Here is a 22970-nt window from a genome sequence, read left to right as displayed (position 1 = left end):
GAGTCCGCCGGCAAACAGTCAATGCTGACTGTTTGTCTCATTCACTTCTTTGATGAGTCTTCATGCAGAACACCACACCCCTCACTACCAAGGCACAGGCCACGCGCCAGCGATTTCTGGATGCGGCGGTCGCTTCATTGATCGAATGCGGCGTTGCGCGCACCACCACGCTGGAAGTGCAGCGCCGCTGCGGAGCCAGTCGTGGTGCGTTGTTGCACCACTTCCCGACCCATGCAGCGTTGCTGTCGGCCACCATCGCCGAACTGGTGCGGCGCAACGACGAGGCGGTGCGCCGGGCAGAGTCGGCCATGAGCCATATCGAGAATCCTGTGGAGCGGGCCGTCCGCACCCTGGCCAGCATGAGCGTGCAGCCCGCCTATCTGGCGGAGCTGGAGCTCTGGGGAGCGGCCAGAACCGACCCTGATCTGCAGGCCGCAGTCAGAAGCGCGGAGCGCGATGCCCGAATCGAGCGCGAGCGAGTGGTCGACAGCCTGTTCTCGGCCATTGTTGACAATCCCAACTACGCGGCAGTCAAGGCCTTGAGCATCGCTTTCCTGCGCGGCTTGTCTCTCTCGAGCGTCCTGGTCAGCCATCCTGAGCACGACCAGAGACTGATCGGCCAATGGATCTGGGCGGTCGAAGCGTTGCTCCAGACGCCGGCACAGTCATGATGACTGCCGGTATGGCCGCGTCAGGAGAGAATGAGGCCGCTTGCTACGAGGCCACGCTCGGTGCTCGCATGCAGGCCTCGATGAGCCCAGGCTCGTTTGCCATGAATGAGCGCGCATAATAGGCAGTGGTCGGGTCGCAATCGCCTGGATTGGCAGGCAAGCTGTCGCCCTGATGAACGAGGCCGGACGCCTGGATCAGGTAAGCTGCGGCTTCATAGCGGAGAAAGACATGTATCAGTTAGCGGGGCTGCAGGCCCCATGAGTCAGAGCGCCATTACCAGTGCCCAGCCCGGCACCCTCTATGTGGTCGCCACGCCCATTGGCAATCTCGACGATATCAGCGCGCGGGCATTGCGGATCCTGCGCGAGGTGGCGCTGATCGCCGCCGAAGACACCCGTCATTCGGCGCGATTGCTGCAGCACTTCGGCATTCAGACGCCGCTGGCGGCCTGTCATGAGCACAACGAGCGTGAGCAGGGGGGGCGTTTCCTCGCCAGGTTGCAGGCCGGCGAGGATGTCGCATTGATTTCCGATGCCGGCACACCGCTGATCTCTGATCCGGGTTACCACCTGGTGCGCCAGGTACGCGCCGCGGGTATGCCGGTAGTGCCGGTGCCCGGCGCCTGTGCGCTGATCGCCGCGCTGTCGGCGGCGGGGCTGCCTTCGGATCGCTTCATCTTCGAGGGCTTTCTGCCGGCCAAGGCGGCGGGGCGTCGCGCGCGCCTGGAGCAGGTGCGCGAGGAGCCGCGCACGCTGATCTTCTACGAAGCGCCGCACCGTATCCTCGAATGCCTGGAAGACATGCGCGCGGTGTTCGGTGGTGAGCGCCCGGCCTTGTTGGCGCGTGAGCTGACCAAGACCTTCGAGACGCTCAAGGGGCTGCCATTGGATGAGCTGTGCGCCTGGGTGGCTGCTGACAGCAATCAACAGCGCGGCGAGTGCGTGGTGCTGGTGGCCGGCTGGCAGGCGCCGGAAGGTGAAGAAACAGTCAGCGCAGAAGCTCTGCGCGTGCTTGACCTGCTCCTGGCGGAGATGCCGCTCAAGCGCGCCGCCGCGCTGGCTGCGCAGATCACCGGTGTGCGCAAGAACCTGCTCTATCAGGTGGCGCTGGAGCGCCAGAATTAAGCCACAAGCGGCAAGCTTCAAGCTGCAAGAAAGAGCAGAGGTCGGCACGCGTTCCACTTGAAGCTTGTGGCTTGCGGCTTGCGGCTTTGTTACCCTTGGCAGCGGAGAGTCGATCGGACAGTCGCTGCCTTCGCAAGAAGGGGGAGGAAAGTCCGGGCTCCATAGGGCAGAGTGCCAGGTAACGCCTGGGAGGCGCGAGCCTACGGAAAGTGCCACAGAAAACAACCGCCTAAGCACGCAAGTGCCGGTAAGGGTGAAAAGGTGCGGTAAGAGCGCACCGCACGGCTGGCAACAGTCCGTGGCTAGGTAAACCCCACTCGGAGCAAGACCAAATAGGGTTCCATCGGCGTGGCCCGCGCTGGAACCGGGTAGGTTGCTAAAGGCGTGCAGTGATGTACGCCGTAGAGGAATGGCTGTCCTCGACAGAACCCGGCTTACAGATCGACTCTCCTCCCTCCTTCCTTTGTGATGCGCTTCTAGTTCTCGTCGGTTTGATACCGAAAAAATCTTACTCTTAACAAATTACTTTAAGTTTGAAATTCAGCTCTATGGATTGGCTGGATTTTGTACAGTCTTGCCTGTTCTGGCATCGCTTTCTTCCTCGCTTTTATTCGCTAAATCTCCGTCCTGTAAGGATTTTTCCGTTCTGGCGCGCCTTGACTGTGGGGCGGCTGCGTTCCTATAGTGTGCGCGAGTGGTGAAAAGTGGTACGAAGTGGGTATTTATGGGCATGGGAAGCTAATTACAGGGGAAGCGCAGCCGTGTTTCGCGGAGCTAACGCCATCAGTCTTGACGCCAAGGGGCGCCTTGCGATGCCGAGTCGGTATCGCGATGAGCTCGTTGCGCGTTGTGCTGGGCAGCTCATCGTGACCATCGATGCCGTCGATCCCTGTCTTTGCGTCTATCCCCTGCCCGAATGGGAACTGATCGAGAGCAAGCTGCGTGAGCTGGCTTCCTTTCGTGAAGAGAACCGCCGCCTGCAACGTCTGCTGATCGGTAATGCCGTCGACCTCGAACTCGACGGCAGTGGCCGTTTTCTCGTTCCGCCGCGCTTGCGCGGCTACGCCAAGCTGGACAAGCGAGCGATGCTCGTTGGCCAGCTGAACAAGTTTCAACTCTGGGATGAAGATGCCTGGAATGCCGTAGCTGAAGCCGACCTGGCTGCCATCAAGGAACCAGGTGCTCTTTCCGATGACCTCCGTGACCTGATCCTGTGACCATGACCGATAGCGACCTCCGCCATATCACCGTGCTGCTCGACGAAGCCGTCGAGGGGCTGGCGGTGCGCGCCGATGGCTGCTACATCGATGGCACCTTCGGTCGTGGAGGGCACAGCCGGCTCATCTTGCACAAGCTTGGCCCGGGAGGACGGCTGCTGGGGTTCGACAAGGATCCCCTGGCAATAGCCACCGGGAAAGCATTGGCGGCCGATGACGGCCGCTTTGTCGTTGTACAGCGCAGTTTTGCGGAACTTGCCGAGGAAGTTGCTGTCCGTGGGCTGGCCGGCTCTATCTCGGGCATTCTGTTGGATCTGGGGGTTTCCTCGCCGCAACTGGATGACCCTGAGCGTGGCTTCAGCTTCCTCAATGACGGCCCGCTGGACATGCGCATGAATCCGCAGGTCGGGGTCAGTGCTGCCGACTGGATCGCCAGCGCCGACGAGGACGAAATCGCCCGCGTGCTCAAGGAGTACGGCGAGGAGCGTTTCGCCAAGCGCATGGCCCGCGCCGTGGTGCAGCGCCGTGCCGAACAGCCGTTCACACGCACCGCCGATCTGGCCAAGGTGCTGACCGATGCCAACCCAGCCTGGGAGAAAGGCAAGAACCCGGCAACCCGCGCCTTCCAGGGCATTCGCATTCACGTCAACAACGAGCTGGGCGATCTCGAGCGCGGCCTCGATGCGGCGCTGGACGCCCTGGAAATCGGTGGCCGCCTGGTGGTGATCAGCTTCCATTCCCTGGAAGACCGCATCGTCAAGCAGTTCATGAAGCGTCAGGCCAAAGGCGAGGCGGACAAGCTGCCGCGTGATCTGCCGATCATCCCCAAGGCCTTCGAGCCACGCCTGAAGCTGATCGGCAAGCCGGTATTCGCCAGCGAGGCCGAACTCAAGGCCAACCCGCGTTCGCGTAGCGCAGTCATGCGCATCGCGGAGAAGCTGCGATGAGCCGGCGTTTCGGCAAGTCCATGCCCGGCGGCAGCCTGCTGTTGCTGGCGCTGTTTCTCGCCATTCTGGTATCGGCGGTGGCCGTGTCCTACAGCGCCCACTGGAGTCGCCAGTTGCTCAATGACCTTTATGGCGAGCTGAGCGTGCGTGACAAGGCGCAGGCCGAATGGGGGCGCCTGATTCTCGAGCAGAGCACCTGGACGGCGCACAACCGCATCGAGACGCTGGCCAGCGAGCAGCTCAAGATGCACATTCCCGATCCCGCCGCCGTGCGCATGGTGCAGCCATGATCGGTCTCGAAGGCGCGCTCTATCCCTGGCGTTTCCGCCTGGTGCTGGCGCTGCTCGCCTTGATGGTGGGCGCCATCGCCTGGCGCATGCTCGATCTGCAGGTGCTCGACCATGACTTCCTCAAGGCCCATGGCGATGCGCGCAGCGTGCGACACATTCCGATTCCGGCGCACCGCGGCCTGATCACCGACCGCAACGGCGAGCCGCTGGCGGTCAGCACACCGGTCATCACCCTCTGGGCCAATGGCAAGGAGCTGCAGAGCGCGCGCGACAAATGGCCGGTGCTGGCTGCCGCGCTGGGTCAGGATCCGGCCAGCTTCGCCGAGCGCCTGGAGCAGAACAAGGAACGCGAGTTCATGTACCTGGTGCGTGGTCTGACCCCGGAGAACGGTCAGCGCGTGCTCGATCTCAAAGTGCCGGGCGTCTATTCCATCGAAGAGTTCCGCCGTTTCTATCCGGCAGGCGAAGTGGCCGCCCATGTCGTCGGCTTCACCGACATCGACGACCGTGGCCGCGAAGGCATGGAGCTGGCCTACGAAGACTGGCTGGCCGGCGTGCCGGGCAAGCGCCAGGTGCTCAAGGATCGTCGCGGCAAGCTGATCAAAGATGTGCAGGTGGCGCAGAACGCCAAGGCCGGCAAGTCCCTGGCGCTGTCCATCGACCTGCGCCTGCAGTATCTGGCCCATCGCGAACTGCGTAACGCGCTGCTGGAGAACGACGCCAAGGCCGGCAGCCTGGTGATGGTCGACGTGAAGACTGGCGAAGTGCTGGCGATGGTCAACCATCCCACCTACAACCCCAACAACCGTCGCAGCCTGACGCCGGCGGCGATGCGCAACCGCGCCATGATCGATGTGTTCGAGCCGGGCTCCACCATGAAGCCGCTGTCGATGGCTGCAGCCCTGGAAACCGGGCGCTGGAAGCCCAGCGATGTGGTGCAGGTCGGCAACGGCACGCTGCGCATCGGTCGTTACACCATCCGTGACGTATCCCGCACCGAAGGGCCGGCGCTGGATCTGACCGGCATCCTGATCAACTCCAGTAACGTCGGCATGAGCAAGGTGGCCTTCGATGTCGGCGGTGAGCGCATCTACGACACCATGAGCAAGCTGGGCTTCGGCCGTGATACCGGCCTGGGCTTCCCTGGTGAGCGAGTTGGCAACCTGCCCAACCATCGCAAGTGGCGCGAGGCGGAAACGGCCACGCTGTCCTACGGCTATGGCCTGTCGGTTACTGCGGTGCAACTGGCTCATGCCTACGCGACCCTGGCCAATGGCGGCGCCATGGTGCCGCTGTCGATGATTCGCATGGATGGCAAGCCGAGCTCGATGCAGGTGGTGCCCAAGGATGTCGCGACCACCCTGCAAGGCATGCTGCAGCAGGTGATCGAGGCGCCGCGCGGCGTGTTCCGTGCTCAGGTGCCGGGTTATCACGTGGCCGGCAAGAGTGGTACTGCGCGCAAGAGCAGCGTCGGCACCCGAGGATATCGTGAGAACGCCTACCGCTCGCTGTTCGCTGGTTTCGCCCCGGCGCAGGATCCGCGCATCGCCCTGGTGGTGGTGATCGACGAGCCGGGCAAGGGCGCCTACTTCGGTGGTCTGATTTCGGCGCCGGTATTCAGCAAGGTCATGGCTGGTTCCCTGCGTCTGATGAACATCGCTCCGGATAACCTGCCGTCGGACGAGCAGAAAGTGGCCGCAGCTAGTCAGGGAGGGCGCAACTGATGCCCATGCCGCTCAATCAATTGTTGCCTGTTGCCGAGAGCAGTGTGCTGGTGCGTGAGCTGACTCTGGACAGCCGCAAGGTGCGCCCGGGCGATCTGTTCCTGGCTGTGCCCGGCACCCAGCAGGATGGTCGTGTGCATATCGCCGATGCTATCGCCCGCGGTGCCGCTGCGGTGGCCTTCGAGGCCGAAGGGGCTGCGCCCATGCATGCCGATAGTGCCGTGCTGGTGCCGGTCAAGGGCCTGGCTGGCCAGCTCTCGGCCATCGCCGGGCGCTTCTACGGTGAGCCGAGCCGCGCTTTGCATCTGATCGGTGTTACGGGTACCAACGGCAAGACCAGCGTCAGCCAGTTGCTGGCGCAGGCACTGGATCTGCTCGGTCAGCGTTGTGGCATCGTCGGTACCCTGGGCACCGGTTTCCATGGCGCGCTGGAGCAGGGCAAGCACACCACCCCCGATCCGGTCGGGGTGCAGGCCACCCTGGCCTCGCTCAAGCAGGCCGGCGCACGCGCCGTGGCGATGGAGGTTTCCTCCCATGGTCTGGATCAGGGCCGCGTCGCGGCGCTGGAGTTCGACGTGGCGGTGTTCACCAACCTGTCGCGCGATCACCTCGATTACCACGGCAGCATGCAGGCCTATGGCGCAGCCAAGGCCAAGCTGTTCGCCTGGCCGAACCTGCATTGTCGAGTGATCAACCTCGATGACGCCTTTGGTTGTGAGCTCGCCGCGCAAACGCACGAGTCACGCCTGATCGGCTATAGCCTCAGCGATGCCAGCGCCTTCCTTTATTGCCGCGATGCGCAGTTCGATGATCACGGCGTACGTGCCCACCTGGTCACGCCGCGTGGCGAGGGCGTGCTGCGCAGCAATCTGCTCGGCCGCTTCAACCTGAGCAACCTGCTGGCCGTGGTCGGCGCACTGCTGGGCATGGATTACCCCCTCGACGAAATTCTCAAGGTGCTGCCGCAATTGCAGGGGCCGGCTGGCCGCATGCAGCGCCTCGGTGGCGGCGACAAGCCGCTGCTGGTGGTGGATTACGCGCACACCCCGGATGCCCTGGAAAAAGTACTCGAAGCCATGCGCCCGCATGTCGAAGGCCGTCTGCTCTGCCTGTTCGGCTGCGGCGGCGACCGTGATCGCGGCAAGCGCCCGCTGATGGCGGCGGTGGCCGAACGCTTGGCCGATGGGGTGTGGGTGACCGATGACAACCCGCGCAGCGAGGATCCGGCGCAGATCATCGCGGACATCCGTGCCGGCTTCGGTGCGCCGGACAAGGTGCAGTTCATTCACGGCCGTGGCGATGCCATTGCCCGTCTGGTCGCCCAGGCTGAAGCCAGCGACGTGCTGGTGCTGGCGGGCAAGGGGCATGAGGACTACCAGGAAATCATGGGCGTGCGTCAGCCGTTCTCCGATCTGATCGAAGCGAACAAGGCCCTGGCGGCCTGGGAGGCTGCTCATGCTTAAATCCTGGCTGCTCAGCGACGTCGCCGCCGACCTCAGTGCGCGCCTGGTCGGTGCCGATGTGGCCTTTTCCGCCGTCGGCACCGACAGCCGTACCATCGCTGCCGGGCAACTGTTCGTGGCGCTCACCGGGCCGCGTTTCGACGGTCACGATTACCTCGCCGACGTAGCCGCCAAGGGCGCCGTTGCCGCGCTGGTCGAGCGCGAGGTCGCAGGCGTGGCGTTGCCGCAATTGGTTGTTGCCGATACCCGCCTGGCCCTCGGCCAGCTCGGTGCCTTGAATCGCCAGGCCTTCACCGGCCCGCTGGCCGCCGTCACCGGCTCCAGCGGCAAGACCAGCGTCAAGGAAATGCTCGCCGCCATCTTGCGTGCTGGCCTGGGCGGCGCCGTGCTGGCCACCCGTGGCAACCTCAACAACGACCTCGGTGCACCGCTGACTCTGCTGGAGCTGGCGCCTGAGCATCGCGCCGGGGTGATCGAACTGGGCGCCAACCATGTCGGCGAGATCGCCTACACCGTCAGCCTGACCCGGCCGCAGGTGGCCATCCTCACCAATGCCGGCAATGCCCATGTCGGCGAGTTCGGTGGGCCGGAGAAGATAGTCGAAGCCAAGGGCGAGATTCTCGATGGGCTTTCCGAACAGGGCGTGGCTGTGCTCAATCTCGATGACAAGGCTTTCGCCATCTGGCAACGCCGTGTCGCTGGGCACCAGGTGCTGAGTTTCGCCCTGCACGACAGCCGCGCCGATTTCCACGGCGTCGATCTGGCCCGTGACGAGCGCGGCTGCCAGGGTTTCACCTTGCGCAGCCCGGCTGGCAGCGCGCGTATCCAGCTCAATCTGCTGGGTGAGCACAACGTCGCCAACGCCCTGGCCGCCTGCGCCGCAGCCCATGCCCTGGGCATGCCGCTGACGGCGATGGTTGAAGGTCTGCAGGGTTTGCAGCCGGTCAAGGGCCGCGCCGTCGCGCAACTGGCGCCGAGCGGTGTGCGGGTGATCGACGACAGTTACAACGCCAACCCGGTGTCGATGTGCGCGGCGGTGGACATACTCGCCGGCTTTTCCGGGCGCACCGTTCTGGTGCTGGGGGACATGGGCGAGCTGGGCGAGTGGGCCGAACAGGGCCATCGCGATGTCGGCCGCCATGCCGTGGGCAAGGTCGACGCGCTGTATGCGGTTGGCCCACTGATGCGTCACGCAGTCGAGGCATTTGGCGCCGCAGGCCGCCACTTCGCCGACCAGGCCGAGCTGATCGAAGCGCTTCGCGCCGAGCAGGCCGGCAGCACATTACTAATCAAGGGATCTCGCAGCGCTGCCATGGAAAAAGTAGTGGCGGCGCTGTGCGACGTAGCTGGGGAGAATCAATAAATGCTGCTGCTGCTGGCGGAGTACCTGCAACAGTTCCACAAGGGCTTCTCGGTCTTTCAGTACCTGACCCTGCGCGGCATCCTCGGCGTGCTCACCGCCCTGGCGCTTTCGCTGTGGCTTGGCCCTTGGATGATCCGCACCCTGCAGGTGCGCCAGATCGGCCAGGCCGTGCGCAACGATGGCCCGCAATCGCACCTGTCGAAGAAGGGCACGCCGACCATGGGCGGGGCGCTGATTCTCACTGCCATTGCCGTCAGCACCCTGCTCTGGGCCGACCTGTCCAACCGCTACGTCTGGGTGGTGCTGGCCGTGACCCTGGCGTTCGGCGCCATCGGCTGGGTCGACGACTACCGCAAGGTGATCGAGAAGAACTCGCGTGGCCTGCCGAGCCGCTGGAAATATTTCTGGCAGTCGGTATTTGGCCTGAGCGCTGCTGCCTTCCTTTATATGACTGCGCAGAGCCCGGTGGAAACCACCCTGATCCTGCCGCTGCTGAAAGACGTGAGCATCCCGCTGGGCATCGGCTTCGTGGTCCTGACCTACTTCGTCATCGTCGGCTCGAGCAACGCGGTGAACCTCACCGATGGCCTCGACGGTCTGGCCATCCTGCCCACGGTGATGGTCGGTGGTGCCCTGGGCATCTTCTGCTACCTGTCGGGTAACGTGAATTTCTCCCAGTATCTGCTGATTCCCTACGTACCGGGTGCCGGTGAGCTGATCGTGTTCTGCGCCGCGCTGGTGGGGGCCGGCTTGGGCTTTCTGTGGTTCAACACCTATCCGGCGCAGGTGTTCATGGGCGACGTCGGCGCGCTGGCGCTGGGTGCAGCACTGGGCACCATTGCCGTGATCGTGCGTCAGGAAATCGTGCTGTTCATCATGGGCGGCGTCTTCGTCATGGAAACCCTGTCGGTGATCATCCAGGTCGCCAGCTTCAAGCTGACCGGCAAGCGCGTGTTCCGCATGGCGCCGATCCATCACCATTTCGAACTCAAGGGCTGGCCCGAGCCACGTGTGATCGTCCGTTTCTGGATCATCACCGTGATTCTCGTGCTGATCGGCCTGGCCACCCTGAAACTGAGGTAATTACGCGTGTCGTTGATCGCTTCCGACCAATTCCGCATCGTTGTCGGCCTCGGCAAGAGCGGCATGTCCCTGGTGCGCTTCCTGGCGCGTCAGGGCGTGCGCTTTGCCGTGGCCGATACGCGCGCGAATCCGCCGGAGCTGGAAGCGCTCAAGCGTGACTACCCGCAGGTGGAAGTACGTTGCGGCGAGCTGGACGTGGACTTCCTCTGCCGCGCCTCGGAACTGTACGTGAGCCCGGGCCTGGCTGTGGCGACTCCAGCGTTGGCCGAAGCGGCTGCGCGCGGGGTCAAACTGTCTGGTGATATCGACCTGTTCGCCCGCCACGCCAAGGCGCCGATCGTCGCCATCACCGGCTCCAACGCCAAGAGCACCGTCACCACCTTGGTGGGCGAGATGGCCGCCGCCGCTGGCAAGCGTGTCGCCGTCGGCGGCAACCTGGGTACGCCGGCGCTGGATCTGTTGGCCGACGATGTCGAGCTGTACGTGCTGGAGCTGTCCAGCTTCCAACTGGAAACCACCGATCAGCTCAACGCGGAAGTGGCCACCTGCCTGAACCTCAGCGAAGACCACATGGATCGCTACACTGGCCTGCCGGCCTACCATCAGGCCAAGCACCGCATCTTCCGTGGTGCGCGTCAGGTGGTGGTGAATCGTGACGACGCCTTGTCGCGGCCGCTGATCGCCGACCAGGTGAGCTGCTGGGAATTTGGCCTGGGCAAACCCGACTTCAAACGTTTCGGCCTGCTGGAAGAGAACGGCGAAAAGTGCCTGGCGTTCCGCTTCGAGGCCCTGCTGCCGGTGAGCGAACTGAAGATCCGCGGCGCGCACAACCAGTCCAATGCCCTGGCGGCGCTGGCCCTCGGCCATGCCGTCGGCCTGCCGATGGAGGCCATGTTGGCCACCCTGCGCCAGTTCGCCGGGCTACCGCACCGCTGCCAGTGGGTCGGTGAACGCGCCGGCGTGAACTACTACGACGACTCCAAGGCCACCAATGTCGGCGCGGCGCTGGCAGCCATCGAAGGCCTCGGTGCGGATATCGCCGGCAAGCTGGTACTGATCGCCGGTGGCGACGGCAAGGGCGCCGATTTCTCCGCGCTGAAGCAGCCGGCCGCGCGCTTCTGCCGCGCCGTGGTGTTGCTGGGCCGCGATGCCGAGCGCCTTGCCGAGGCGCTGGGTGACGCCACGCCGCTGGTGCGGGTGAAAACCCTGGACGAAGCCGTGCAGCGCTGCAGCGAGCTGGCCGAGCATGGCGACGCCGTGCTGCTGTCGCCGGCCTGCGCCAGCCTGGACATGTTCAAGAATTTCGAGGAACGCGGGCGCCTGTTCGCCCAGGCCGTGGGAGGGCTCGCCTGATGTTGAGCTTCCTGCGTGTTCGTCCTTCACCTTTGCTGGGTCGTGGCTTCGATGTCGACTTCCCCATGCTGGCCGGCTGCCTCGGCCTGCTCGGCCTGGGTCTGGTGATGATCACCTCGGCTTCTTCGGAAGTGGCGGCGGCGCTGTCCGGCAATCCGCTGTACTACATGATCCGCCATATCGTTTACCTGCTGATCGGGCTGGGGGCAGCCGGCGTGGTGCTGATGATCCCCATGAGCTTCTGGCAGCGCTATGGCTGGATGATGCTGCTGGCCGCCTTTGCTCTGCTGGTGCTGGTGCTGATTCCCGGCATCGGCCGCGAGGTCAACGGTGCGCGGCGCTGGATCGGCTTCGGTGCGTTCAACGTGCAGCCCTCGGAAATCGCCAAGGTGTTCGTGGTGGTCTATCTGGCCGGTTATCTGGTGCGACGCCAGGAAGAAGTGCGCGAGAGCTGGATGGGCTTCTTCAAGCCCTTCATCGTGCTGCTGCCGATGGCGGGGCTGCTGCTGCTGGAGCCGGACTTCGGTGCCACCGTAGTGATGATGGGCTCGGCCATGGCCATGCTGTTCCTCGGCGGCGTCGGTATGCTGCGCTTCGGCCTGATGGTGGTGTTGGCCGTGGGCGCGGTGTTCGTGCTGGTGCAGACCCAGGAATACCGCCTGCAGCGTCTGATCACTTTCACCGATCCCTGGGCCGATCAGTACGGCGCCGGCTACCAGTTGACCCAGGCGCTGATCGCCTTCGGCCGTGGCGAATGGTTCGGCGTCGGCCTGGGCAACAGCGTGCAGAAGCAGTTCTACCTGCCCGAAGCGCATACCGACTTCGTGTTTTCGGTGTTGGCCGAAGAGCTGGGGCTGATCGGCTCGCTGGCGACCCTGGTGCTGTTCGTCTTCGTTTGCGTGCGCGGCCTGTACATCGGTCTGTGGGCCGAGAAGGCCAAGCAGTTGTTCTCCGCCTATGTCGCCTATGGCCTGTCGTTCCTGTGGATCGGCCAGTTCCTCATCAATATCGGGGTGAACACCGGCCTGCTGCCGACCAAGGGCCTGACCCTGCCGTTCCTCAGCTATGGCGGTTCGTCCCTGGTGATCTGCTGCATCAGCCTGGCGATCCTGCTGCGTATCGAGTGGGAAAGCCGTCACGTGCTGGGCAATGAGGATGTGGAGTTCGACGAATCGGATTTCGCCATCGAGCCGCCTTCCTTCGTCCTGGAGGAGCCTCGTCATGCGCGGTAACGTCCTGATCATGGCCGGCGGCACCGGCGGGCACGTGTTCCCGGCGCTGGCCTGCGCGCGCGAATTCCAGACCCGTGGCTATGCCGTGCACTGGCTGGGCACGCCGCGCGGCATCGAGAACGAGCTGGTGCCGCAGGCCGGTCTGCCGTTGCACCTGATCAATGTCAGCGGCCTGCGTGGCAAGGGCAAGCTGTCCCTGCTCAAGGCACCGTTCCAGCTACTGCGCTCGCTGCTGCAGGCGCGGCGCATCGTGCGTGAGCTGCAGCCGGTGTGCGTGCTCGGCATGGGCGGTTATGTCACCGGGCCGGGCGGCCTGGCCGCGCGCATGGCCGGTGTGCCGCTGATCATCCATGAGCAGAACGCTGTGGCCGGTACCGCCAACCGTTTGCTGTCGCGTATCGCCACGCGCATCTGCGAGGCCTTCCCCGACACCTTCGCGGCCTCCGCCAAGCGTCGCACCACCGGCAATCCGGTGCGCGAGGAGCTGTTTTTGGAAACGCCGCGCGAGCCGCTGGCCGGGCGCAAGCCCAAGCTGCTGGTGCTGGGCGGCAGCCTGGGCGCCGAGCCGCTGAACAAGCTGTTGCCCGCCGCGCTGGAAAAACTGCCTGGCGAGATTCGTCCGCAGGTCTTCCACCAGGCCGGCAAGCAACACGCCGAGATCACCGCGGAGCGTTATCGCGATGCTGCGGTCGAAGCCGAGGTCGCGCCCTTCATCAAGGACATGGCGCGGGCCTATGGCTGGGCCGATCTGGTGATCTGCCGCGCCGGTGCGCTGACCGTCAGCGAACTGGCCGCCGCCGGCCTGCCCTCGCTGCTCGTACCGCTGCCGCACGCCATCGACGATCACCAGAGCCGCAATGCCGAATACCTGGCGAAGGAGGGCGCTGCCGTCCTGCTTGCGCAACATGCCACTGACGCGGCCAAGCTCGCCGCGCAGCTCACCGAGGTTCTGATGCACCTGGAAAAACTCACTGTCATGGGCGCCACCGCGCGTCGCCTGGCCAAGCCCGATGCCACCCGCACGGTGGTCGACATCTGCCTGGAGGTGGCCCGTGGCTAAGTCTCCCGCTGCGGTCAAGGCCGAAGTCCGGCGCATGCGCCGCATCCGCCGCATTCACTTCGTCGGCATCGGCGGCGCCGGCATGTGCGGCATCGCCGAAGTGCTGATGAACCTGGGCTACGAAGTGTCCGGCTCCGACCTCAAGGCCTCGGCCGTGACCGAGCGCCTGGCGAACTTCGGCGCCACCATTTTCATCGGCCACCGTGCGGAAAACGCCGAGCAGGCCGACGTGCTGGTGGTGTCCAGCGCCATCAACACCGCCAACCCGGAAGTGGCCACTGCTCTGGAACGCCGTATCCCGGTGGTGCGCCGCGCCGAGATGCTCGCCGAGCTGATGCGCTACCGCCACGGCATCGCCGTGGCCGGCACCCATGGCAAGACCACCACCACCAGCCTGCTGGCTTCGGTGTTCGCTGCCGGTGGCCTGGATCCGACCTTCGTCATCGGTGGCCGGCTGAACGCCGCTGGCACCAACGCACAGCTCGGTTCCAGCCGCTTCCTGATCGCCGAGGCCGACGAGAGCGACGCCAGCTTCCTGCACCTGCAGCCGATGGTTTCGGTAGTCACCAATATCGACGCCGACCACATGAGCACCTATGGCGGCGACTTCAATGTATTGAAGAAAACCTTCATCGAGTTCCTCCACAACCTGCCGTTCTATGGCCTGGCCGTGCTCTGCGTGGACGACCCTGTGGTACGCGAGTTGCTGCCGCAGGTGGGCCGCCCCACCGTCACCTACGGTTTCTCCGAGGACGCCGACGTGCGCGCGATCAACGTGCGCCAGGAAGGCATGCGCACCCATTTCACCGTGCTGCGCCCGGACTGCGAGCCGCTCGATGTGTCGGTGAACATGCCGGGTAACCACAACGTGCTCAATGCCCTGGCCACCATCGCCATCGCCACCGACGAGGGTATCGACGACAGCGCCATCGTCGCCGGGCTGTCGGGCTTCCAGGGTGTCGGCAGGCGCTTCCAGGTCTACGGTGAACTGCCGGTGGACGGCGGCAGCGTGATGCTGGTGGACGACTATGGCCATCACCCGCGTGAAGTGGCGGCGGTGATCAAGGCCGTGCGTGGTGGCTGGCCGGAGCGCCGCCTGGTGATGGTCTACCAGCCGCACCGCTACAGCCGCACCCGTGATCTGTACGACGACTTCGTGCAGGTGCTGGGCGAGGCCAACGTGTTGCTGCTGGTGGAGGTCTACCCGGCCGGCGAAGAGCCGATCCCCGGTGCCGACAGCCGGCAGATGTGTCACAGCATTCGCCAGCGTGGCCAGCTCGACCCGATCTACGTCGAGCGCGGCGTGGATCTGGCGCCGCTGCTCAAACCGCTGCTGCGTGCCGGCGACATCCTGCTGTGCCAGGGCGCCGGCGATATCGGCGCGGTGGCGCCGCAACTGATCAAGCACCCACTGTTCGTCGGGGAGTCGAAATGAGCCTGCACAGTACCCTCGATCCCAAGGCCTTCGGTCGCGTCGCCGTGCTGTTCGGCGGCAAGAGCGCCGAGCGCGAGGTGTCGCTGAAATCCGGCAATGCCGTGCTCAGTGCCCTGCAGGCGGCCGGCGTGGACGCCTTCGGCATCGACGTGGGCGATGACTTCCTGGCTCGCCTTGCCAGCGAGAAGATCGACCGTGCCTTCATCGTGCTGCATGGCCGTGGTGGCGAGGATGGCTCCATGCAGGGCCTGCTCGAATGCGCCGGTATTCCCTACACCGGCAGCGGCATCCTCGCTTCGGCGTTGGCCATGGACAAGCTGCGTACCAAGCAGGTCTGGCACAGCCTCGGTCTGCCGACACCGCGCCATGCCGTGCTGAGCTCGCAGGCCGATTGCAAGGCCGCTGCGCTCGAACTTGGCTTCCCGCTGATCGTCAAACCGACCCATGAAGGTTCCAGTATCGGCATGGCCAAGGTCGACAGCATCGAGGCGCTCATCGCGGCCTGGCAGGACGCCGCGCGCTATGACAGCCAGGTGCTGGTGGAGCAGTGGATCGCCGGCCCCGAGTACACCATCGCTGTGCTGCGTGGCCAGGTGCTGCCACCCATCGGCCTGGGTACACCGCACACTTTCTATGACTACGACGCCAAGTACCTGGCCGATGACACCCAGTACCGCATTCCCTGCGGCCTGTCTGCGGAGAAGGAAGCCGAGCTGAAAGACCTCACCGCGCGTGCCTGCGAAGCCGTGGGTACCCAGGGCTGGGCGCGCGCCGACGTGATGCAGGACGCCAATGGCCAGTTCTGGCTGCTGGAAGTGAATACCGTTCCGGGCATGACCGATCACAGCCTGGTGCCGATGGCCGCGCGCGCCGCCGGACTGGATTTCCAGCAACTGGTGCTGGCGATCCTGGCCGACAGCGTCGAGGCGAGGGGTTAAGCCATGGTCACCGCCGTGCGTCATCAGGATTCGCTGAGGGCTCCGCTACGCGGCAAGCCCGTGCCGCGTGGCGCCAGCCGTCTGGTGGCCAAGGAGCCGGTGCGTCTGCGCCTGCCCAAGGCGGACTTCTCCTGGGTTACCCGTCTGGCCTGGCCGTTGTTGCTGGTTGGCCTCGGCTTCGGTGCCTACGAAGGCGCACAACGTTTGCTGCCTTACATGGATCGGCCGATCGCGCGCATCAGTGTGCAGGGCGATCTGGCTTATGTCAGCCAGGACGCGGTGCAGCGGCGCATCGCGCCTTTTACCCAGGGCAGCTTCTTCAGCGTCGATCTGCGCAGCATGCGCGAGGAACTGGAGCGCATGCCCTGGATCGCCCATGCCGAAGTGCGCCGGGTATGGCCGGATCAGATCGATGTGCGCCTGGAAGAACAACTACCCATCGCCCGCTGGGGCGACGAGGCGCTGCTCAACAACCAGGGCCAGGCCTTCGCCCCGCAGGAGCTGAACAACTATCAGCACCTGCCGCAACTGTCCGGTCCCAAGCGGGCGCAGCCGCAGGTGATGCAGCAGTACCAGATGCTCAGCCAGTTGCTGCGCCCCATGGGGTTCACCGTGGTCGGGCTGCAGTTGCGCGAGCGTGGTAGCTGGTACCTCTCGGCCACCGAGAATGCCAGCGGGCAGCGCATCGAGATACTCCTGGGGCGCGACCATGTGGTGGAGAAGATGCGTCGGTTCGCCGCCATCTACGAGCGTGAATTGAAGGAACAGAGCGCGAACATCGCGCGCATCGACCTGCGTTATGCCAACGGCCTGGCCGTGGCCTGGCGTGAGCCGGTGGAGCCGGCCACGGCCGAGCAGAAAGTGAATTGAGAAGAGGCAGGACACTATGAGTAGCGCGCAAAGCGGCAAGATGATCGTCGGCCTGGACATCGGCACCTCCAAGGTAGTGGCGCTGGTGGGCGAGGTGACGGCCGATGGCCAACTGGAAATCGTCGGCATCGGCACTCATCCGTCGCGCGGGCTGAAGAAGGGCGTGGTGGTCAATATCGAGTCCACCGTGGCATCGATCCAGCGCGCCGTGGAAGAGGCGCAACTGATGGCCGGCTGCCGTATCCACTCGGCCTTCGTCGGCGTGGCTGGCAACCATATCCGTAGCCTCAACAGTCATGGCATCGTCGCCATTCGCGACCGTGAGGTCAGTGGCGCGGATATCGAGCGCGTGCTCGACGCCGCCCAGGCCGTTGCCATTCCGGCCGACCAGCGGGTGCTGCACACCCTGGCGCAGGACTACGTGATCGACAACCAGGAAGGCGTGCGCGAGCCGCTTGGCATGTCCGGCGTGCGCCTGGAGGCCAAGGTGCATGTGGTCACCTGCGCGGTGAACGCCGCGCAGAACATCGAAAAATGCGTGCGCCGCTGCGGCCTGGAAGTTGACGACATCATCCTCGAGCAGCTCGCCTCGGCCTACTCGGTACTGACCGAGGACGAGAAGGAACTGGGCGTGTGCCTGGTGGACATTGGCGGTGGTACCACCGACATCGCCATCTTCACCGAGGGCGCCATTCGTCACACCGCGGTGATCCCGATCGCAGGTGATCAGGTGACCAACGACATCGCCATGGCCCTGCGTACGCCGACCCAGTACGCCGAGGAAATCAAGATCCGCTATGCCTGCGCCCTGGCCAAGCTGGCCGGTGCTGGCGAAACCATCAAGGTGCCCAGCGTCGGTGATCGTCCGCCGCGCGACCTCTCGCGTCAGTCCCTGGCCGAGGTGGTCGAGCCGCGTTACGACGAGCTGTTCACCCTGATCCAGGCCGAGCTGCGTCGCAGCGGTTACGAAGACCTGATTCCCGCCGGCATCGTCATGACCGGTGGCACGGCGAAGATGGAAGGCGCAGTAGAGCTGGCCGAGGAGATCTTCCACATGCCGGTGCGCTTAGGCGTGCCACATAGCGTCAAGGGCATGGCCGATGTGGTGCGCAACCCGATCTATTCCACTGGTGTGGGCTTGCTGTTGTACGGGCTGCAGAAGCAGCACGACGGCATTTCCATGTCGGTTGGCAGTCCTTATCAGGACGAAGGCAAGACCCCGGTATTCGAGCGCATCAAGCGCTGGGTACAAGGCAATTTCTGATTTTTGCAGTAGGCGTTACACAACTAGAAGGGAAGGAGAGAGATCATGTTTGAACTGGTAGATAACGTTCCACAAAGCGCGGTGATCAAGGTCATCGGTGTCGGTGGTGGCGGCGGTAACGCGGTCAATCACATGGCGGTCAGCAACATCGAGGGCGTTGAGTTCATCTGCGCCAACACCGATGCGCAGGCCCTGAAGAACATCGGTGCGCGCACCGTGCTGCAGCTCGGCCCAGGCGTGACCAAGGGCCTGGGCGCTGGCGCCAATCCGGAGGTCGGTCGTCAGGCCGCGCTGGAAGACCGTGAGCGCATCGCCGAAGTCCTGCAGGGCACCGACATGGTGTTCATCACCACCGGCATGGGCGGCGGTACCGGCACCGGCGCTGCCCCGGTGATCGCCGAAGTGGCCAAGGAGCTGGGCATCCTCACTGTTGCGGTGGTGACCCGTCCGTTCCCCTTCGAGGGGCGCAAGCGCATGCAGATCGCCGATGAAGGCATCCGCGCGCTGGCCGAGAGCGTCGACTCGCTGATCACCATTCCCAACGAGAAGCTGCTGACCATCCTCGGCAAGGACGCCAGCCTGCTGTCCGCCTTCGCCAAGGCTGACGACGTACTGGCTGGTGCCGTGCGCGGTATCTCCGACATCATCAAGCGTCCGGGCATGATCAACGTCGACTTCGCCGACGTGAAGACCGTGATGAGCGAGATGGGCATGGCCATGATGGGCACCGGCTGCGCCAGCGGTCCGAACCGTGCGCGTGAAGCCACCGAAGCGGCCATCCGCAACCCGCTGCTGGAAGACGTCAACCTGCAGGGCGCCCGTGGCATCCTGGTGAACATCACCGCCGGCCCGGATCTGTCCTTGGGTGAATACTCCGACGTGGGTAACATCATCGAGCAGTTCGCCTCCGAGCACGCCACCGTCAAGGTGGGTACCGTGATCGACGCCGACATGCGCGACGAGCTGCACGTCACCGTGGTCGCTACCGGCCTCGGTGCGCGCATGGAGAAGCCGGTCAAGGTGGTCGACAATACCGTGCAGGTCGCTGCCAGCCAGCCGGTTGCCCAGCAGCCCGTGACCCAGCCGCGCGGCGAGCAGTCGGTCAACTACAAGGACTACGAGCGCCCGACCGTACAGCGTCAGAGTCATAGTGGTGCGGCCACTGCAGCCAAGCTCAATACCCAGGACGATCTCGATTACCTGGATATTCCGGCTTTCCTGCGTCGTCAGGCTGATTGATGGAATGTATCAGGAGTATGAAGGTGATTGGTGTTCAGCAAAGGTCGGTTCTGCTATCATCCCCGACCATTGTTGAAAACAGTTCGCAACTAGCGATATAGCGGCCAAGCCATGATCAGACAACGCACCCTGAAGAACATCATCCGTGCCACCGGCGTTGGCCTGCATTCGGGGGAAAAGGTTTACCTGACCCTGAAGCCGGCTCCTGTGGATACCGGCATCGTGTTTCGTCGCACCGATCTCGACCCTGTCGTGGAAATCCGCGCACTGGCCGGAAACGTCGGCGAAACCACCATGTCGACCACATTGATCAACGGTGATGTCAAGGTAGATACGGTAGAGCACCTGCTTTCGGCCATGGCAGGCCTGGGCATCGATAACGCCTACGTCGAGCTCTCCGCATCCGAAGTGCCGATCATGGATGGTAGCGCTGGTCCCTTCGTATTCCTGATTCAATCGGCTGGCCTGCAGGAGCAGGACGCGCCGAAGAAGTTCATCCGCATCCTGCGTGAGGTCACGGTGGAGGAGGGCGACAAGCGCGCCACCTTCGTGCCTTTCGATGGCTTCAAGGTGAGCTTCGAGATCGACTTCGATCACCCTGTGTTCCGCAATCGCACGCAGAGCGCCAGTGTGGATTTCTCCAGCACCTCTTTCGTCAAGGAAGTCAGCCGGGCCCGCACCTTCGGCTTCATGCGTGACATCGAGTTCCTGCGTTCGCAGAACCTGGCACTCGGTGGCAGTGTGGAAAACGCTATCGTGGTCGACGAGTATCGCGTATTGAACGAAGACGGCCTGCGGTACGAGGACGAATTCGTCAAACACAAGATTCTCGATGCCATCGGTGACCTGTACCTGTTGGGTAACAGCCTGATCGGCGAGTTCAAGGGCTTCAAGTCCGGTCACGCACTGAACAACCGTTTGCTGCGTACGTTGATCGAGCAGACCGATGCCTGGGAAATGGTGACCTTCGAGGACGCCACACTCGCGCCGATCTCCTACATGCGCCCGGCTGCGGCGGTGTAGAAAACTCTCTTTCCAGCTTTATTTGAGGCCACCTTCGGGTGGCCTTTTTTTATGATTCTTCGCGGAGTTTCGGGAAGGGCAGTCTTTACATCGGACTGGCAATTGTGTGTTTTGGTGTTCAAGCTGCTTATCGGCGTTTAGCTGATATATCCCGTTTCGCCCCCCGGCGACCTTCTTTTGTCAAACGCCACAAAAGAAGGCAAAAAGGCTTGGCCCCGCCATCCGAGCTAGGCGCCCCCGCCCTGCTGCGCCGGGGTTCGTTACTCGCTTCGCTCGCCCTTCGGGCCAGCCTCCGGCTGTTACTCCGCTTCGCTACGTTTCGCTCCATCGTTGCTCCGAGGGTCGGCTTACAAGGGCCGTCCCTGGCCCATCGCGGCTCTCGGCTTTGGCATCCTGCGTCGCTCTACCTCCTGCATCCATGCAGTCGTCGCGGCATCCATGCCGCTCGCCCCTCTGCGCAACGATTCCACTCACCCTCCTGAAGGGGCCATTCGCGCGCCTGAACGAACCGGCATTCCAAAGAATGCTCGGCGTGTTCTGGTAACAGTGGAACCACGACGTGGCTGTCGAATTAAACCAATAGTTTCATTCGCGCAATTTCATGCAGTGAACAGCTTGCCGGCTTCCAGCCGGCATCCTGGTCAGGCTTAAGGCTGACCCAGGTTCAAGCACTCCACGCTAATTCTGGGTTACCTCGGGTTCAGGCGCGTGCAGAGCCCGCCCAGGAGGGCGAACGGAATCGTCGTGGAAGAGGTTGAGCGGCATGGATGCCGCGACGACTGCATGGATGCAGGAGGTAGAGCGACGCAGGATGCCAAAGCCGAGAGCCGCGATGGGCCAGGGATGGCCCTTCGTCGGTGGGCCGCATCCGGTCGGGCCTCTGGAACGGCGATGGAGTGAGCGAACCCTCGCGTAGCGAGGGCCGGATGAAAGGGCGGAGGTTTTGGTTACTTTTGCCCCAAAAGTGACTCGCCCGGGAGGGCGAAACCAAAAACATCAACGAAAACGCGGCAATCCGGAACAGGCACAAGAACAACCAACACAAGCTCGCCAGCCCAGCATGAACCGACCCCTGACCATAACGAAATCAGGCCACTAGCCATGGCCAGTCGGCCTCAATCAGATCAATCCGGTGCCTGATGGCGATTTGACGTCAAATTTGCCGACGAGCGGCAACAGCCTCATTCGTCTTCACGAACATGACTGGCCAGCCGCTCGAGAGCCGCGCGCAGTCTGGGGTCACTGATGCCTTCGGCGCTGGTCTGGATACCTTGCGCGGCGCCCTTTGACAGGTAAGGGGCGTGACGAGTTCCACGATTATGTCCGCTTTGTGGTTGCACCTTGAACAGTATTTTCGTTAAGGTCGCGAACTCTTCCAGTAGCTGTAGCTGCCTCTGCAGTCGGCGTTGCTGGTAGCGCAATCGTGTTGCCCAGTGGCCATCGGTCACGATCAACAACAGACAACCGCCTCGCCAGGACGCGACATGACAGTGTTCCCGGGCGGCAGGTTGTAGCTGGCTTTCGACAAGACGCTGCAGATGCGCGAGGCGTTGGGCCTCATCGAACAGCGCTTTCAGGGGCTTGGCTTCGCGTAACAGCGTAGCGGGTGCCTGGGCCGGCAAGGGACGGAACGACATGGCAGGAAGCCTTGAGTTACGGAGTCGCCATGGTAGCAGAACCCTCCATCGGCTGATCCTCCGTCATTAGGGGAAGCCATGCACATCATCTTGCTCAATGGTCGACAGGGTTCGGCCAGATCCATTCATATCAATCTGCGCTGGCTGGCGCTGGCTGCCGTATTGGCGGTGCTGTCGAGCCTGGCGGCAGGTGCCGCGTTGGGCGCCAAGTGGCTGACCGCCGAGCCGCTGTCCGACAGCCGCTTGGCCGCGGCGCTCGATCAGCAGCGCCAGCAGGTTGGTGCGGTGCGCGAGGATGCTCAGCGCCAACTGGACGCCTTCGCCGCGCACGTGGCCGAGCTGCAGGCCCGCCTGACCCGTCTCGATGCCCTGGGTGAGCGTCTCACCGAGCTGGCCGACCTCGACTCCAGCGAGTTCGACTTCTCTCTCGATGTCGGTCAGGGTGGTGCCGAGGATTCGCTCGGCGCTTCGGTTTATGCGCCGCCGCCTTTCATGACTGCACTCGATGAACTGGCGCTGCGCGTGGATAGCCGCGAACAACAACTGGAAGTACTTGAACAACTGCTTGGCGAGCGTCGCCTGAATGAGGCGGAAACCCTCTCCGGGCGGCCCGTGCTGCAGGGCTACATCTCTTCGCCCTTCGGCCGGCGGGTGCATCCGTTGACCGGACGGGTCAGCGTGCACAAGGGCATCGACTTCGCCGCCAAGCCCGGCAGCGATGTGGTGGCCGTGGCAGCAGGCGTGGTGACCTTCGCCGGGCGCAAATCGGGTTACGGCAATGTCGTGGAGATCAGCCACTCCGACGGCTACACCACTCTCTACGCGCACAACCGCGGCAACGTCGTGCAGGTTGGCGATCTGGTGCAGCGTGGCCAGACCATCGCCAAGGTGGGCAGCACCGGGCGTTCCACTGGCTCGCACGTGCATTTCGAGGTGACCAAGAACGGCCGTGCGGTCAACCCGGCGCTGTACATCGCCCGTAACAGCGGCGTCGAGTGATGCCTTGCCCTGTCACGACCTTGAATTCTCCTTGCGC

The 22970-nt window shown here is 63.9% G+C and carries 20 protein-coding genes and 1 other RNA gene; 20 read left to right on the top strand and 1 reads right to left on the bottom strand.

Translation table 11 applies throughout. The annotated features are described in order from the left end of the window. Positions 1-62: 62 nt before the first annotated feature. The 19 genes from OU800_RS19095 (at position 63) to lpxC (ending at position 20297) form a co-directional block, all read left to right on the top strand. Entirely contained in the window at positions 63-671 is a 609-nt protein-coding gene (locus tag OU800_RS19095; RefSeq protein WP_268178922.1) for a TetR/AcrR family transcriptional regulator, read from the top strand. Positions 672-929: 258 nt separating this feature from the next. Next, positions 930-1796: a 16S rRNA (cytidine(1402)-2'-O)-methyltransferase gene (gene rsmI / locus OU800_RS19090; protein ID WP_268178921.1), complete on the top strand. Its 867-nt coding sequence runs from the start codon at positions 930-932 to the stop codon at positions 1794-1796. Positions 1797-1901: 105 nt separating this feature from the next. Continuing rightward, an RNA gene (gene rnpB / locus OU800_RS19085) (RNase P RNA component class A) lies at positions 1902-2249 on the top strand. A gap of 308 nt (positions 2250-2557) precedes the next feature. Next, positions 2558-3013, top strand: a complete 456-nt coding sequence (mraZ, locus tag OU800_RS19080) for a division/cell wall cluster transcriptional repressor MraZ (RefSeq protein ID WP_268178920.1) — start codon at positions 2558-2560, stop codon at positions 3011-3013. Between the two features lie 2 nt (positions 3014-3015). Further along, positions 3016-3960, top strand: a complete 945-nt coding sequence (gene rsmH, locus OU800_RS19075; RefSeq protein WP_268178919.1) for a 16S rRNA (cytosine(1402)-N(4))-methyltransferase RsmH — start codon at positions 3016-3018, stop codon at positions 3958-3960. Then, positions 3957-4250: a cell division protein FtsL gene (ftsL, locus tag OU800_RS19070; RefSeq protein WP_268178918.1), complete on the top strand. Its 294-nt coding sequence runs from the start codon at positions 3957-3959 to the stop codon at positions 4248-4250. Before rsmH ends, ftsL begins: the two co-directional genes overlap by 4 nt. Next, positions 4247-5974 carry a peptidoglycan D,D-transpeptidase FtsI family protein gene (locus tag OU800_RS19065; RefSeq protein ID WP_268178917.1) on the top strand — a complete coding sequence of 576 codons (1728 nt, stop codon included), beginning with the start codon at positions 4247-4249 and terminating at the stop codon, positions 5972-5974. Before ftsL ends, OU800_RS19065 begins: the two co-directional genes overlap by 4 nt. Then, complete coding sequence (locus OU800_RS19060) at positions 5974-7437, top strand: UDP-N-acetylmuramoyl-L-alanyl-D-glutamate--2,6-diaminopimelate ligase (RefSeq protein WP_268178916.1); 1464 nt, start codon at positions 5974-5976, stop codon at positions 7435-7437. Before OU800_RS19065 ends, OU800_RS19060 begins: the two co-directional genes overlap by 1 nt. After that, the gene (locus OU800_RS19055) at positions 7430-8800 is read left to right on the top strand and encodes a UDP-N-acetylmuramoyl-tripeptide--D-alanyl-D-alanine ligase (RefSeq protein WP_268178915.1); all 1371 of its coding nucleotides are present in this window, start codon (positions 7430-7432) and stop codon (positions 8798-8800) included. The genes OU800_RS19060 and OU800_RS19055 overlap by 8 nt, the downstream gene beginning before the upstream one ends. After that, positions 8801-9883, top strand: coding sequence for a phospho-N-acetylmuramoyl-pentapeptide-transferase (mraY, locus tag OU800_RS19050; protein ID WP_268178914.1), 1083 nt, complete (start codon positions 8801-8803; stop codon positions 9881-9883). A 6-nt stretch (positions 9884-9889) separates the two neighbouring features. Further along, positions 9890-11236, top strand: coding sequence for a UDP-N-acetylmuramoyl-L-alanine--D-glutamate ligase (murD, locus tag OU800_RS19045; protein ID WP_268178913.1), 1347 nt, complete (start codon positions 9890-9892; stop codon positions 11234-11236). Further along, positions 11236-12468 (top strand): putative lipid II flippase FtsW, encoded by a 1233-nt coding sequence (ftsW, locus tag OU800_RS19040; protein WP_268178912.1) that lies wholly within the window; start codon positions 11236-11238, stop codon positions 12466-12468. The genes murD and ftsW overlap by 1 nt, the downstream gene beginning before the upstream one ends. Further along, a complete protein-coding gene (gene murG / locus OU800_RS19035; protein ID WP_268178911.1) occupies positions 12458-13528 on the top strand; it encodes an undecaprenyldiphospho-muramoylpentapeptide beta-N-acetylglucosaminyltransferase in 1071 nt (356 codons plus the stop codon). The genes ftsW and murG overlap by 11 nt, the downstream gene beginning before the upstream one ends. Positions 13529-13562: 34 nt before the next feature. After that, entirely contained in the window at positions 13563-14963 is a 1401-nt protein-coding gene (gene murC / locus OU800_RS19030; protein ID WP_268184377.1) for a UDP-N-acetylmuramate--L-alanine ligase, read from the top strand. Then, a complete protein-coding gene (locus tag OU800_RS19025) occupies positions 14960-15901 on the top strand; it encodes a D-alanine--D-alanine ligase (protein ID WP_268178910.1) in 942 nt (313 codons plus the stop codon). Before murC ends, OU800_RS19025 begins: the two co-directional genes overlap by 4 nt. Positions 15902-15904: 3 nt before the next feature. Further along, positions 15905-16771, top strand: coding sequence for a cell division protein FtsQ/DivIB (locus OU800_RS19020; protein WP_268178909.1), 867 nt, complete (start codon positions 15905-15907; stop codon positions 16769-16771). Positions 16772-16787: 16 nt separating this feature from the next. Beyond that, positions 16788-18035 (top strand): cell division protein FtsA, encoded by a 1248-nt coding sequence (gene ftsA, locus OU800_RS19015; protein ID WP_268178908.1) that lies wholly within the window; start codon positions 16788-16790, stop codon positions 18033-18035. A 45-nt stretch (positions 18036-18080) separates the two neighbouring features. Next, entirely contained in the window at positions 18081-19274 is a 1194-nt protein-coding gene (gene ftsZ, locus OU800_RS19010) for a cell division protein FtsZ (protein ID WP_268178907.1), read from the top strand. A 111-nt stretch (positions 19275-19385) separates the two neighbouring features. Continuing rightward, positions 19386-20297, top strand: coding sequence for a UDP-3-O-acyl-N-acetylglucosamine deacetylase (gene lpxC / locus OU800_RS19005; RefSeq protein WP_268178906.1), 912 nt, complete (start codon positions 19386-19388; stop codon positions 20295-20297). A gap of 1181 nt (positions 20298-21478) precedes the next feature. On the opposite strand, the gene OU800_RS19000 is transcribed toward lpxC, so the two are convergent. Continuing rightward, positions 21479-21934 carry a DUF721 domain-containing protein gene (locus tag OU800_RS19000; RefSeq protein WP_268178905.1) on the bottom strand — a complete coding sequence of 152 codons (456 nt, stop codon included), beginning with the start codon at positions 21932-21934 and terminating at the stop codon, positions 21479-21481. A gap of 78 nt (positions 21935-22012) precedes the next feature. On the opposite strand from OU800_RS19000, the gene OU800_RS18995 reads away from it, so the two are divergent. Further along, positions 22013-22933 carry a M23 family metallopeptidase gene (locus OU800_RS18995; RefSeq protein WP_268178904.1) on the top strand — a complete coding sequence of 307 codons (921 nt, stop codon included), beginning with the start codon at positions 22013-22015 and terminating at the stop codon, positions 22931-22933. The last annotated feature ends 37 nt before the right edge of the window (positions 22934-22970 follow it).

It is taken from the genome of Pseudomonas sp. GOM7 (assembly GCF_026723825.1).
In the GTDB taxonomy this organism is placed as follows: domain Bacteria; phylum Pseudomonadota; class Gammaproteobacteria; order Pseudomonadales; family Pseudomonadaceae; genus Aquipseudomonas.
Note: the sequence above shows the minus strand (reverse complement) of the source record. Positions and strands in the feature narration are given on the sequence as shown.